Consider the following 14041-nt stretch of genomic DNA (forward strand, 5'->3'; position numbering starts at 1 on the left):
TAAAAAAACCTCTCAAATTGAGAGGTTTAAAATATAATTATCTTATTATTTTTTCTAATTTTTTAAGTTCTGATTTCATTCCAAAACCTTCAGTGTCAACTTTAGTTCCATAAAAATAAGCTACTCCGCAACCAAAACAAATCTTTGCAATTCCGGTTATTGAATCATTTTTTTTGAAAATAAAAATATCTCGATACATTGGTATACAACCAGAAAATGTCATTTGCATTGAATCTTTTTGAGTAAATATTTTTTCAACTTCTCTTTTCTTTTTTTTATTTAATTCTGTTTTTACAAAAGTATATTTAATTAAATCGGATTCGAAATTTGGTCTTGAAATTGAGTCTGGATAATATCCTGACAAAATCATACTTAATTTCTTCTGATCCTTAACAATTGTATCGCCTTTAAGAATATTTAAAAGAGAATTATCAGAAATTTTTAGATAGTAATGATCAATTTTATCAGCTATAAAAAAAGTTTTAAATTCATTTCTTTCTATCCTTACCACTTCATGAACATCATCTACAGCTTTCTCTTTTTTTTCAACAGTTTTATTAGAGTCTTTACAACTAATAAAAATCACAACTAAAAGAAGTAAAAGTCTTTTCATATACTAAATATCAATGATTCTCAATATTCTCAAAAGCATTTTTTACCATTTCTTTTTCCTTAGGAAACCATCCCTGAATGATTAAAACAAAACCAAAAATCATCAAAACAATACTGATTACTTTTTTGATTTTAAGAATATTGTTTGGTGTCATTTTAGATTTTAATTGTTTAGCTAATAGAATTTTAAGACAGTCTATAAGCAAATAAGTAATGATTACTGAAGTAAAAAAAGTAAACATTCTTGAGTTCTGCATATCTAATTTTGGACCAACTGAAATGATAACTGCAATCCAAAAACCAAGTACTCCAATATTAATAACATTCAATAAAAAACCTTTTATAAACAAACTTCCATAGTTTCTTTTTATAATATCACGATCAATTTCTTCGTCATTGATTTTTTCTTCTTTTTTTAATTTTACAAAAGAAATAATTCCGTAAGCTAACATTATTATGCCACCAAAAATAAAAAGTGCCGGTTTGTCTTTTAAACTCTGAATCAGTCTGTAACTTCCTAAATAAGCAATCGCTATAAAAAAAACATCACCTAGAACTACACCAAGATCAAAGACTAAAGCGGCTCTGAATCCTTTTGTAATACTGGTTTCCAGTAATATAAAAAATACTGGACCTACCATAAAACTTAAAAAAAGTCCCCATGGCAGTCCAGCCAAAATATCATTTATCATTCAAATACAATTTGTTATTTTACTTCTTCAATTTTTCCTCCGAAAACTGTTTTTTGATTAATTTGTTTTGGTTTTCCGTAAATGTAAATAGAGCCTCCTGCGCTCACTTTTGCATCAACCAAGGTCGAAGCATTCACATCCGCTTTTCCGCCCGCAGAAACGCTTACTGTAGTTTGAGACGTATTTAATTTACTTGCATAAAGAAATCCTCCAGCTCCTAAACTGGCATCTACATTATCTGCTTCTCCATTTAGTGTAATTTCACCTCCTGAAACAGAACTTACTTTTAGTTTATCAACATCCAGTTTAACATTGATGGTAGCTCCTTCCTGTGCACTTACTTTAAAAGAAGTTGCTTTTATGGCTTCAGAACTTGAAACAGCTGCTCCCTCATTTACATCAATAAGTTCCAGTTTTTTATAGTATAATGTAATATCTAAATCATTTCCTGAAAGCAATTTTGGAAAAGGCATTCTTATTTTTAAAATTCCTTTCTTGTTTACTATTTCTACTTCTGATTCTCTTGCGCCTTTTATAATAATTTTATTTTCAGCTGATTCAACAAGTTTTACATTTAATTTATCATACACTTTTACCGAATCAAATTCTCCTAAATCTTTAGTAACCTGAGCAAAAGACATTTGTGCAACTAACATTGCAACTCCTAAAACTAACTTTTTCATGTTCATAAAATTTTAAATTAGTACTTATTCTTCTCTTCTTAAAAAATTAAAATCTAATTGTTTTTTAACCAAATCTGCATTTTTAACTTTCACATAAATCTGATCACCTAATTGCAATAATTTATCAGAAGTAGCGCCAACCAAGGCATATTGTTTTTCATCAAACGTATAATAATCATCTTTTATATCTCTGATTCTTACCATACCTTCGCATTTGTTCGAAACAATTTCAACATAAATTCCCCATTCGGTAACACCGGAAATAACACCCAAAAACTCTTCGTCCTGGTGATCCTGCATGTATTTAACCTGCATGTATTTGATACTGTCACGTTCAGCATTAGTCGCTAAACTTTCCATATTCGAACAATGCAGACATTTTGTTTCGTAACTTTCCTCATCAACAGATTTACCTCCGTCAAGATAAAATTGCAGCAAACGATGCACCATAACATCCGGATAACGACGAATTGGCGATGTAAAATGACTGTAATAATCGAAAGCTAAACCATAATGACCAATATTTTCTGTCGAATATTTGGCTTTGCTCATACTTCTAATCGCCAGTGTATCAATTAAGTTTTGCTCTTTTTTACCATTAACTTCTTCCATCAGCGCATTCAGTGATTTCGAAATATCTCCTTTGTTTCTAAAATCTATTTTATAACCAAATTTCGCAATTACGGTTTGCATCGCAATTAATTTGTCTTCATTTGGTTCATCGTGAATTCTGTACACAAATGTTTTCTTTTGTTTTCCAATGTATTCAGCCACTTTTCTATTGGCCAAAAGCATAAATTCTTCAATCAGATGATTGGCATCTTTTGAAACTTTGAAATACACTCCTTCCGGTTCTCCTTCAGCATCCAGGTTAAATTTAACTTCGACTTTATCAAAAGAAATAGCACCATTAGCCATTCTTTTCTTCCTTAAAATCTTAGCTAATTCATCTAATTTAAGAGTTGCATTTACAATTTCATCCGAGACTACATAAGAATCTCCCGTGATAGAAATATCAACCGGAATCGTATTATCTTTTGTTTCAATAATATACTGCGCCTCTTCATAAGCAAATCGCTGATCCGAATAAATTACGGTTCTTCCAAACCATTGATTGATCACTTTTGCATCTTCAGAAACTTCGAATACGGCCGAAAACGTATATTTTTCTTCCTGCGGACGTAACGAACACGCAAAATTAGATAAAACTTCCGGAAGCATTGGTACTACCCTATCTACTAAATAAACCGAAGTCGCACGCTGATAAGCCTCATCATCCAGGATTGTTCCTTCTTCCAGATAATGCGAAACATCGGCAATATGAATTCCTATTTCGTAATTTCCGTTCTCTAACTTTTTGAAAGACAAGGCATCATCGAAATCTTTTGCATCTTTTGGGTCAATCGTAAACGTAAGAGTATCACGCATATCACGACGTTTTGCAATTTCTTCTTCCTGAATAGAAGTATCTATTTTTTGTGCATACACCTCTACTTCTACCGGAAAATCTGCCGGTAAACCGTATTCAGCCAGAATAGCGTGAATCTCTGTATTGTGTTCACCTGGTTTTCCTAAAACTCTAATCACAGATCCAAACGGACTGTCAGCTCTTTTGGGCCAGTCTTCTATCGTAACCAACACCACATCACCATTTTCTGCCTCTCCAATTTTATCTTTTGGAATAAAAATATCGGTGTACATTTTAGGATTTGCTGTTGATACAAAAGCAAAATTGGGCTGAATATCAATCACACCTACAAAATCGGTTTTGTTTCTTTCTACAACTTCAATTACTTCACCTTCAGCACGTTTACCTTTTCTTCTGTTGTAAACATAAACCTTTACTTTGTCTTTATCCAAAGCACGATTTAAATTATTGGTCGGAATAAAAACGTCTTCAGTAAAATCTGGACAAACAAAATACGCCGTTTTTCTACTGGTCATATCGATTGTTCCTTCGTAATAATCTTCGCTTACTGCTTTAATTAAATATTTACCGGGTTCTGATTCAATAATTTTTTTTGAAGCAGCTAATATTTTTAAATCTTTTATAATTTGATTTCTGCTATTGGTATCATCAAGTTCCAGTTTAGCAGCTATTTGTTTATAATTGAATGCTTTATTAGCGCTTTGCGATAAAATTTTTAATATTTTACTGGAGAAATCTTTCTCACTTTTTATCGGCTTTCTAATTTTCTTACTCATATTCTTTTCTTAAAAGTTTAAAATTACAAATAAGATATCAGATAATAGATTTTAACAAATAAATTATTAAAATTATAACTTTCGTATCTTTACGAAAAGACCGTTTATGGAAAGCTTTAAAACCATTGCTACTTTCAATTTTGCACACGAAACCGTTGTATTGAAACATTTGCTGGAGCAAGAAGAAATTCCGTATTTTTTCGAAAACGAAATCATGCTATCAGTCGTTCCTTTTTACAATTCGGCGCTGGGTGGCATCAAACTCAAAGTTCATCCCAACGATTTCGAACAGGTTCAGGAAATTCTGGACAATCTCAACAATCCACTTAAAATCGTTTAAACAGTTCTTTTTTTTCAAATAAAAAAAAAATTTCTTTTTTAAACTTTCAAAGTTGTCAACATATATTAAATACAACAAAAAGAAAATTTTAAATTAAATTAATTTTTGATGGTTATTATAGTGTGTTAATAGATACAATAATTTTATTTTTAAATGTATTGAAATGAAGTTTCTCTTAGTTATTGTGAGTTATCAACATACTTATATTTTGATAAAGGATTAGTTTTTAAGGTTTTTTGAATTTTAATTAACATCGGTTAACAACCAAAAATGAAATAATTTTGTCGATAACTTGTATTGTTAATTTCTGTTGAAAATCTACTTTCAAGTATTGATAACTTTTCTAAAAATTCCTCAAACTTTATTAGGTTTTTTGATTCCGGTTTTGGATTAGGTTTTTTTTCGACACAACCAAAAAATACTTCTAATTTTCTATCTCAACTTATTAACAAATAATGTTAATTTAAAGTTAACTGAATATCAACGAATTACGTTTTGGTATTAACATTATAAAATTTTAACAAAAAGGATGTTTATTATATATTGATTACCAGATTCTTATAGAGATATTAAAATTGTTGATAAGTGATAATTTTCTGATAATAGGATAGTTACATTCAGCAATTTTAAAACTACAAATTTTACGAAAATATTCTAATAAATAAAGAATGTTCAAAACGGTATAAATATAGAAGAAGAAAAGAAATTTGTGAAAATTAGTGTAATTCGAGGCAAACATTTATTAATTGGTTAAATTTGCAAGACACAACTTAATAGAATTAAAAATGAAAATTTCGATAGGAAACGACCACGCAGGACCAGAGTATAAAAAAGCAATTGTAATGATGCTAAAAGCAAAAGGATACGAAGTAACTAATTATGGTACAGATTCTGAGGATTCTGTTGATTATCCTGATTTTGGTCATCCGGTAGCCAATGATGTATCAGAAGGAAAAGCTGATTTTGGAATCGTAATTTGCGGTTCAGGAAACGGAATTGCCATGACGGTTAATAAACACCCAAAAGTAAGAGCGGGTTTGTGCTGGACCAAAGAAATTGCAGCATTAGTTCGCTTGCATAATGATGCTAATATTATCAGTATTCCGGCGCGTTTCACATCAGTTCCTCAAGCGGTAGAAATGGTTGAGACTTTTTTGACTACCGAATTCGAAGGTGGAAGACACCAGAACAGAGTCAATAAAATTGCTTGTCAATAACTAAAATATGGGCCACAACCATAATCATCATCACGGGCATTCTCATGAAGTAACAGGTAAAAATTTATCAATTTCGATTGTTTTGAACATTGGTATTACTGTTGCGCAGATTATCGGCGGATTTATCTCAGGAAGTTTATCCTTATTATCAGATGCGTTGCATAATTTTAGTGATGTAATTTCGTTGATTTTGAGTTATGTGGCACACCAATTAGCAAAAAAAAAACCGAGCTCTGCGAGCACATTTGGTTACAAACGGGCCGAAATTATTGCCGCGTTTATTAACGCGGCAACTTTAATTATAGTGGCTGTTTTTTTGGTTTATGAAGCAGTAGTTCGATTTTCTGAACCCGTAATTATAGCTTCCAATTTGGTTATTTGGTTGTCTGTTCTTGGAATTCTTTTCAACGGATTTTCGGCCATTATTATAAAAAAAGATGCCGATCATAACCTAAATATGCGTTCGGCTTATTTGCATCTTTTTACCGATATGATGGCTTCGGTAGCGGTTTTGTTGGGTGGAATTTTAATGAAATATTTCCAGTGGTTTTGGGTCGATAGTATAATTACTTTCGGGATTGCGATTTACCTGATTTTTATGAGTCTGGATGTATTAAAATCTTCTACTAAAATGCTGATGCTTTTTACCCCTGAAGATTTAAATATTGAAGAAATCGCCAAAAAAATCCACGAAGTTACCGGAAATCATCGTTTGTATCACATTCATGTTTGGCATCTAAACGACAATGAGCTTCATTTTGAGGCACATTTAGATTGCAAAGAAAACATCTCTATTTCAGAATTTAACTCCCTTGTAGCTGAAATAGAAGAGGTTTTATTTCACGAATTCAAAATAAATCATTGTACGATTCAGCCTGATTTTGGTAAAAATTGTAGTAAAGATTTTATACTTCAGGATGAATAAACAGTTTTCTATTGACTGACTTAACGTTAATTTAGTCAACGAACTGACTGAATTTAGATTTTATCACTTAATTTAAGATAAATCACTATACTTTGGATAAGAAAAATTCCGAAAAACTTCACAATAAAAGAAGATTTACTCGTTTTATGTCTAAAGACGAACATTGCCAATAATAACCCGATAGAACCACCAATTGCAGCCAGAAAAAACAGCGCTTTTTCAGGAATTCTGCGTTTGTTTCTGATGGCCAGATTTTTATCATATCCAGCAAATGCAAAAGCGGCAACATTTACGATTAAAAAATAGAGTAATAAAATTTTCATTGGCTTAAAAATTAAAACAAAGATATTATTTTAGCGAAGTAATTATTCCATTTTTAACAATACTAAAAATGGAAAGAATTAGCTAATTTTCTAATTGACACATTATCTCATTCATAAAATGACAAACATTCAATTCATTGCCAGGACTGTTCAGACAGCAGCGATTAACATTCAGAAAACAGTAGAGTTATTGCAGGAAGACTGCACCATTCCGTTTATTTCGCGTTACCGAAAAGACACTACAGGAAATTTGGATGAAGTACAAATCGAGCAAATCGCCAAACTTCAGAAAGAATACGAAACGATTGTAAAACGTAAAGAAGCCGTTCTGAAATCTATTGAAGAACAAAAAGCGCTTACGCCGGAATTGAAACAAAAAATAGAGCAAAGTTTTGATTTACAGGAGATAGAGGATTTTTATTTGCCTTTTAAAAAGAAGAAAAAAACCAAAGCCGATGTGGCGCGTGAATTTGGTTTAGAACCTCTGGCGAAAATCATTATTTCTGAAAATGATGTGGATGTCGATTTTATTTCGACGCAATATATTAATGAAAATGTGATTAACGAAGAAGCAGCCATGCAAGGTGCCAGAGATATTGTGGCCGAATGGATTAACGAAAATATTTATGTTCGTAAACAATTACGAAGATTATTTCAGCGAAAAGCGACTATTGCGACCAAAGTCGTAAAAAAGAAAAGCGAGGAAGAAGGTGCGCAAAAATTCAGTCAGTATTTTGATTGGGAAGAACCGTTGACCAAAGCGCCTTCGCATAGATTACTGGCCATGTTACGTGCAGAAAATGAAGGTTTCGTAAAGATGAAAGTTGATGTTGATATCGATGAAGCTTATGATGTAATTGATGAAATCATCATTAAAAAACAAAACAGCACCACGGCACATTTGCAATTAGCAATTGAAGACAGTTATAAAAGATTACTGAATCCGGCAATTGGAAATGAGACTTTGCAGGAAGCCAAAGCAAAAGCTGACGCGAATTCTATTCAGGTTTTTGCGAACAATTTAGGGCAGTTATTATTAGCGCCGCCATTGGGAGAAAAACGTATTCTGGCCATCGATCCTGGATTTAGAAGTGGCTGTAAAGTAGTGTGTCTGGACGAAAAAGGCGATTTGTTATACAACGAAACCATTTATCCGCATGCCCCACAAAATGAGGAAGCTATGGCGATAAAAAAAATCCGTTCGATGGTAAATGCCTATCAGATTGATGCGATTTCTATCGGAAATGGAACGGCTTCGAGAGAAACGGAATTCTTCATCAAAAAAATTGCTTTTGATAAGCCATTACAGGTTTTTATTGTTTCTGAGGCGGGAGCTTCGGTTTATTCGGCATCAAAAATTGCGAGAGAAGAATTTCCTAATTATGATGTTACGGTTCGTGGCTCGGTTTCTATCGGAAGACGACTTTCGGATCCTTTGGCAGAATTGGTAAAAATCGACCCGAAAGCCATTGGCGTAGGCCAATATCAGCACGATGTGGATCAAACAAAACTGAAAGAAGAACTGGATGCGACGGTGATTCGTTGTGTAAACTCGGTTGGAATTAATATCAACACCGCAAGTAAACATTTACTAAGTTATGTGAGTGGAATAGGAGAGAAGCTGGCTGAAAATATAGTTTTATATCGTTCAGAAAATGGTCCTTTTGAAGATAGAAAACAGCTGAAAAAAGTGCCTCGCTTGGGCGATAAAGCGTATCAGCAAGGTGCGGCTTTTATTAGAATTTCGAATGCGAAAAATCCGTTGGACAATTCGGCGGTACATCCCGAAGCGTATCCGGTTGTGGAGAAAATGGCAAAAGATTTGAAACTTTCGGTAAACGATTTAATTGCCAATAAAGAGAAAACAGCGCTTATCAAGGCCGAAAACTATATTACACCTGAAATTGGTTTGCTTACGCTAAAAGACATCATTAAAGAGCTTGAAAAGCCAGGATTAGACCCAAGAAAATCCGCTAAAGTATTTGAATTTGATGCGAATGTAAAATCAATAAAAGATTTAAGAACCGGAATGATTTTACCAGGAATTGTGAACAACATTACGAATTTTGGCTGTTTTGTTGATATCGGAATCAAAGAAAGCGGACTGGTTCATATCTCGCAGCTGAAAGCCGGTTTTGTAAGTGATGTAAACGAAGTAGTTAAATTGCACCAACACGTAGATGTAAAAGTGACAGAAGTTGATGAAGACAGAAAGAGGATTCAGCTGACGATGATTTTGTAATATATAAATTGTAAGTTTTTATTTAAAAAGTATATATTTGTGGTAACCCAAATACTTAAAATAAAACCTATGAAGAGAATTATTACAATGCTCGTTGCATTTTTGTTTTCAGCGATTAGTTACGCAAACTATAATAAAGCCATTTTGTACATGGAAGACGGAACCAAAAAAATTGGTCTGGCCGAAATGGTAGAAAGTGCAGATTCTAAAGTAAATTTTAAAAAAGATGAAAAAGCGAAAAAAGAAAAAATTCCAACCGCTGACATCAAAAAAATTGAATATACTGACGAAGATAAAAATGAGTATGTAGCCGAAAAATTATACTTAACCTCTGCCAATGCTTTTAGCGGAAAATTTTCAAAATCAAAAGAGAAAAAATGGTTTTATATCATTTATGACAGAGATATAAAAATAGGCTGTGTTGATTTTGCTGGAACAATACAATATAATCCTATAAAAGGAACGAGTTCAGGACAATTTGGAGATACAACGTATTTCTTTGGAAAGAAAAAAGGAGATGAGTTGTATTTTGGATTTTTCAAATCTGGTGCAGGTGCAGCTATTCATACGCAAACAGGTTCACACATTAAAAAAATGGCCAAAGAAGCTTTTGCAAGCTGCCCAAAACTCGTTGCAGCCATTGAAAAAGAAGATTTTAAGACTAAAACAGCGCTTAACCAGTTAATTACACTTTTCGAGACGAATAAATGTAAATAGAGATATAAAACTATAAAAAACGCCCAAATTGCAATTTGTAATTTGGGCGTTTTGTTTTAAGAAAAGCACGTTATTTTTTGATTACTTTTTTAGTAACGCTTTTGTTATCGTGGGTAATTTTTATCAGATACAAACCCGAAGCCTGATTACTTAAATTGATTTTAGTCGTTTCATAAGTTGATTTTTGTTCCAGAACAAGTTTCCCTAATGGCGAAATTACTGAGATTACAGCGCCTTCAGGAGCAAAAACCGTAAAGATGTCAGCACTTGGATTAGGATATAAAGTGACCACTGCATCTTCCATTATAAAATCATTGTTAGACAAAGTGGCATTATTAGGCAAATAAAAATTACCTGTTAATAAAAACAAATACAATGTTTTAAGCGTTTGATTGAAATAACTGGTAGGTTCGCCCAGACTATTCAGGTCATTATAGGAATCATCTAAATGAGCCTGATTTTCACCACCCATCGCAGCACAGGCAAAAGCTCCAACAAAAGTGGCATTATGCCATTGACCGCTTAAAGTTCCGTCCTGGTTATAACCGTCTTTGATATTTGTAGAACTATTTAAAGTAACGCGTACAAAATCGGATGATTTTTTAGCATAGTTTTTAGCATCAGCATTTCCGTACCAGGCATAATCTACAGCAATACGCCAAGGGGTTCTGGCAGCATCATAACTATAGGTTTTACCGGCTTTATTATATCCGCCAGCTTCTGAGGAATACGCACCGGAAGCCTGACACCAGTCTGATACTAAACCGCCCGCCGCATTGTTTTGTGTTAAATTGCCGTTGATAACCTCATACGATTTGGCTGCAACCGAATTCCAGAATGCCGTATCATTTGTAAAATTTCCAAAGGCTCTGTAATAGGCTGGTGAAAAATAAGAAGGATTGGTAATTTGGCTTCCGCCGAATTGATCTCCGGGTTTCAGTACAAAAGTCCCGGCTTCAATTTCATGAGTTTTAATAGTCGAAATCAAAGTTTTAGCATCATTTTTATAATGAATTGCGTCAGCGCTTCCCCATTGATAATCTGCCACAATAAGAGCAAAAGCAGCATCAAGTTCGGCATCGGTGGCACCATTAAAACCATCCGTTCCGGAACAGCCGTTAATTTTCCAGTTCATTACACCATTTTGATTCACATTGTCTTTGTAATACTGCCAAAGACCATCAAAAAGGGTTCTGTCAGCGGCATATACACTCAATAACATTCCGTAACCAATTCCTTCAGAAACAGTTTTAGACGGATCATCAAATTTTATTCGGTAGCGACCATTTGAGCATAACTCTACAAAATTTGCTTTCCAGATGGCGTAATTATCTATGGCATGCTGGCCATTTCTGGAAGAAGCCATCAGACCATTGCTAAATGTTGTGTTCGCAGGAAAGGGTTTTGTTTGCGAAAAAATTGGCAGGCTCAAAAAAAGAGAAGCCAGTAAAAGTAGATTTTTCATCGTTTATATAAATTTGGGTCCTTAAAAGTAAGATTTTTTATATAAACAAAAAAATCCCAAACGACATTGTCATTTGGGATTATAAATAAGGTATTATTTTCTTATTTAGTTTCTTCGTTTTCTTTTTTAGCAGCAGCCTGATTATCGTCTTTTGCAGCGTTTTTAAATTCTTTAATTCCGCTACCAAGTCCTTTCATTAATTCTGGAATTTTTTTACCTCCAAAAAGTAATAAAACAATACCTACTATAACAAGGATTTCTGTAAGACCTAATCTTCCCATGATTGTATAATTAATGCCGAAGCAAGTTTGTATTAAATTTTATGCAAAGGTATATAGAATTAGCGAACAAGAAATGATTTTAGAGTAAAATATTTGTTTTAACTAACGTTAAATATTATATAAATTCTATATTTAAAGGTATTCCTGACTCTTTGCCGAGCATCAACAACACGATTAATTATTATATTTGCTTGGTATAAACAACCTAAAATGACGGAGAAAAAATCTAAGATTAGAAAAAAACTATATACCAAAAAACGCCTGGTTATTTTGAACGAAGAGACTTTTGAGGAGACTTTTTCTTTTAAACTTAACCTAATGAATGTTTTTGTGTTTTTTTCTCTGGGCGGAATATTTTTAATTTTAATCACCACATTTATCATCGCTTTTACTCCTTTACGCGAATTTATACCAGGATATTCTTCTTCTGATTTAAAGCGTAATGCTACTGAATTGGCAATAAAATCCGACTCGTTAACAATTGCATTGAAAAAAAATGAAGCCTATTTAAAAGGGGTTCAAAAAGTTTTAAAAGGCGAATTAGAATACGCAAAATTTAATAAAGATTCTATTTTATCTGAAGCAGATTTGCCCTCAGACCTTGATATGAAAGCTTCTGAAGAAGAAATGCAATTACGGGAAGAAGTAGCAAAAGAGGAGGAGCAATCAAGTAAAAACAAGAAGGATCAAAGAAATACCACTAAATAATGTCGATCAAATCAGTAGCAGCAAAATTATTTGCCAGTAAAATATACTACCAGACTAAGGCCTGGGCCAATAAACCGGTTGAGACTCAATTAGAAGTTTTTAAGAGTCTGATCAACAACGCAAAAGACACAGAATTTGGCGTTGATCATCATTTTGATAAAATAAAAACCATACACGATTTTAGAAAACGTGTGCCGGTAAGGGATTATGAAGACTTAAAACCGTATATTGATAAGGTTCGGTTAGGAGAGAAAAATATTCTTTGGAAAGGAAAACCATTATATTTTGCTAAAACTTCCGGAACAACATCCGGAGCAAAATACATTCCGCTGACCAAAGATTCTATGCCCTATCATATTGAGGCATCCCGAAATGCTATTTTGCATTATATTTACGAAACCGGTAATGCTGATTTTGTCGATGGAAAAATGATTTTCCTGCAGGGAAGCCCTATTTTGATTGAAAAATACGGAATAAAATTAGGAAGATTATCAGGAATTGGAGCGCATTTTGTACCAAAATATCTGCAAAAAAACCGAATGCCGTCCTGGGAAACCAATTGTATCGAAGACTGGGAAACCAAAGTAAACGCCATTGTAGAAGAAACAATTGATCAGGACATGACCATTATTTCCGGCATTCCGTCCTGGGTACAAATGTATTTTGAGCGTCTGCAGGAAAAAAGCGGAGGAAAGAAAATAGGCGATCTGTTCAAAAATTTCAGTTTGTTTATTTATGGCGGTGTTAATTATGAACCGTATCGTGCTAAATTCGATAGCATGATTGGCCGTAAGGTAGATAGTATCGAATTGTTTCCGGCTTCTGAAGGATTTTTTGCGTATCAGGATTCGCAAAATGCAAAAGGAATGCTTTTGTTGTTAAACTCAGGTATTTTTTATGAGTTTATTAAAGCAGATGAATTTTTTACAGAAAACCCGAAGCGACTTACCATTGGCGATGTAGAATTAGGTGTAAATTATGTACTGATAGTTTCTACCAATGCAGGACTTTGGGGATACAATATTGGGGATACCGTTCAGTTTACGACTTTGTTTCCACACCGAATTATCGTTTCAGGCCGCATCAAACATTATATTTCGGCTTTTGGTGAACACGTAATTGCCAATGAAGTCGAAAATGCCATGAAAGAAGCCATGCAGGGAACTAATATTGTTTTGACCGAATTTACAGTTGCGCCACAAATTAATCCAACAGAAGGATTGCCGTATCACGAATGGTTTGTAGAATTTGAAAATGAGCCTGAAGACATGGAAGTTTTTGCAGAGGCGATTGACAATTCTATGCGCAAGCAAAACATTTATTACGACGATTTGATTACCGGAAATGTTTTGCGAAAAGTAGTGATTACCAAAGTTTCGAAAAACGGTTTTCAGGAATACATGAAATCACAGGGAAAATTGGGCGGGCAAAATAAAATTCCGAGATTGTCGAATAATCGTGATATTGCAGATAATTTGAAGTAGAAAAAACTTAATTAATATTTACAAGTATGCTATCATTTTTTGGATTTGGAAAAAGTAAAAAACAAACAAAAAAGAAATTCAGCGAACCTTTAAATACAGCAGTTTTCACAACAAAATTTATTATTAATGAAAATAAAGTCATTACAT

Annotated in this window: 14 protein-coding genes; 7 read left to right on the top strand and 7 right to left on the bottom strand. The window is 33.3% G+C overall.

From position 1 onward, the window contains the following. Positions 1-37: 37 nt before the first annotated feature. Genes GON26_RS05385 through rnr form a run of 4 tightly spaced genes read right to left on the bottom strand, consistent with a single transcriptional unit; the run spans position 38 to position 4192 of the window. Complete coding sequence (locus GON26_RS05385; RefSeq protein WP_160373703.1) at positions 38-613, bottom strand: hypothetical protein; 576 nt, start codon at positions 611-613, stop codon at positions 38-40. Between the two features lie 10 nt (positions 614-623). Next, entirely contained in the window at positions 624-1304 is a 681-nt protein-coding gene (locus GON26_RS05390; RefSeq protein ID WP_160373704.1) for a LysE family translocator, read from the bottom strand. A gap of 14 nt (positions 1305-1318) precedes the next feature. After that, positions 1319-1987 (bottom strand): head GIN domain-containing protein, encoded by a 669-nt coding sequence (locus GON26_RS05395; RefSeq protein WP_160373705.1) that lies wholly within the window; start codon positions 1985-1987, stop codon positions 1319-1321. 24 nt (positions 1988-2011) lie between these two features. Next, positions 2012-4192 carry a ribonuclease R gene (gene rnr, locus GON26_RS05400; RefSeq protein WP_160373706.1) on the bottom strand — a complete coding sequence of 727 codons (2181 nt, stop codon included), beginning with the start codon at positions 4190-4192 and terminating at the stop codon, positions 2012-2014. 106 nt (positions 4193-4298) lie between these two features. On the opposite strand from rnr, the gene GON26_RS05405 reads away from it, so the two are divergent. From GON26_RS05405 to GON26_RS05415, 3 genes are all read left to right on the top strand, one after another. Further along, positions 4299-4532 carry a putative signal transducing protein gene (locus tag GON26_RS05405; protein ID WP_160373707.1) on the top strand — a complete coding sequence of 78 codons (234 nt, stop codon included), beginning with the start codon at positions 4299-4301 and terminating at the stop codon, positions 4530-4532. A gap of 785 nt (positions 4533-5317) precedes the next feature. Continuing rightward, a complete protein-coding gene (rpiB, locus tag GON26_RS05410; RefSeq protein WP_160373708.1) occupies positions 5318-5749 on the top strand; it encodes a ribose 5-phosphate isomerase B in 432 nt (143 codons plus the stop codon). A 7-nt stretch (positions 5750-5756) separates the two neighbouring features. Continuing rightward, positions 5757-6674, top strand: a complete 918-nt coding sequence (locus GON26_RS05415) for a cation diffusion facilitator family transporter (protein WP_160373709.1) — start codon at positions 5757-5759, stop codon at positions 6672-6674. A 53-nt stretch (positions 6675-6727) separates the two neighbouring features. Here the strand turns inward: GON26_RS05415 and GON26_RS05420 are convergent, their stop codons facing one another. Continuing rightward, positions 6728-6997: a DUF1294 domain-containing protein gene (locus GON26_RS05420; protein WP_160373710.1), complete on the bottom strand. Its 270-nt coding sequence runs from the start codon at positions 6995-6997 to the stop codon at positions 6728-6730. Positions 6998-7115: 118 nt separating this feature from the next. On the opposite strand from GON26_RS05420, the gene GON26_RS05425 reads away from it, so the two are divergent. Continuing rightward, positions 7116-9239, top strand: a complete 2124-nt coding sequence (locus tag GON26_RS05425; RefSeq protein ID WP_160373711.1) for a Tex family protein — start codon at positions 7116-7118, stop codon at positions 9237-9239. Positions 9240-9308: 69 nt separating this feature from the next. Further along, positions 9309-9956: a hypothetical protein gene (locus tag GON26_RS05430; RefSeq protein ID WP_160373712.1), complete on the top strand. Its 648-nt coding sequence runs from the start codon at positions 9309-9311 to the stop codon at positions 9954-9956. Between the two features lie 70 nt (positions 9957-10026). Here GON26_RS05430 and GON26_RS05435 read toward each other — a convergent pair whose 3' ends face one another. After that, on the bottom strand, positions 10027-11421 hold the full coding sequence (locus GON26_RS05435; protein ID WP_160373713.1) for a glycosyl hydrolase family 8: 1395 nt from the start codon (positions 11419-11421) through the stop codon (positions 10027-10029). A 101-nt stretch (positions 11422-11522) separates the two neighbouring features. Next, the gene (locus GON26_RS05440) at positions 11523-11702 is read right to left on the bottom strand and encodes a Sec-independent protein translocase subunit TatA/TatB (RefSeq protein WP_160373714.1); all 180 of its coding nucleotides are present in this window, start codon (positions 11700-11702) and stop codon (positions 11523-11525) included. Positions 11703-11912: 210 nt separating this feature from the next. On the opposite strand from GON26_RS05440, the gene GON26_RS05445 reads away from it, so the two are divergent. Together GON26_RS05445 and GON26_RS05450 are read left to right on the top strand one after the other, a co-directional pair. Then, positions 11913-12410 (top strand): peptidase, encoded by a 498-nt coding sequence (locus GON26_RS05445; RefSeq protein ID WP_160373715.1) that lies wholly within the window; start codon positions 11913-11915, stop codon positions 12408-12410. Continuing rightward, positions 12410-13894: a GH3 auxin-responsive promoter family protein gene (locus GON26_RS05450; protein WP_160373716.1), complete on the top strand. Its 1485-nt coding sequence runs from the start codon at positions 12410-12412 to the stop codon at positions 13892-13894. The genes GON26_RS05445 and GON26_RS05450 overlap by 1 nt, the downstream gene beginning before the upstream one ends. Positions 13895-14041: the final 147 nt, after the last annotated feature.

Source organism: Flavobacterium hydrocarbonoxydans, assembly GCF_009789235.1.
Lineage (GTDB): Bacteria > Bacteroidota > Bacteroidia > Flavobacteriales > Flavobacteriaceae > Flavobacterium > Flavobacterium hydrocarbonoxydans.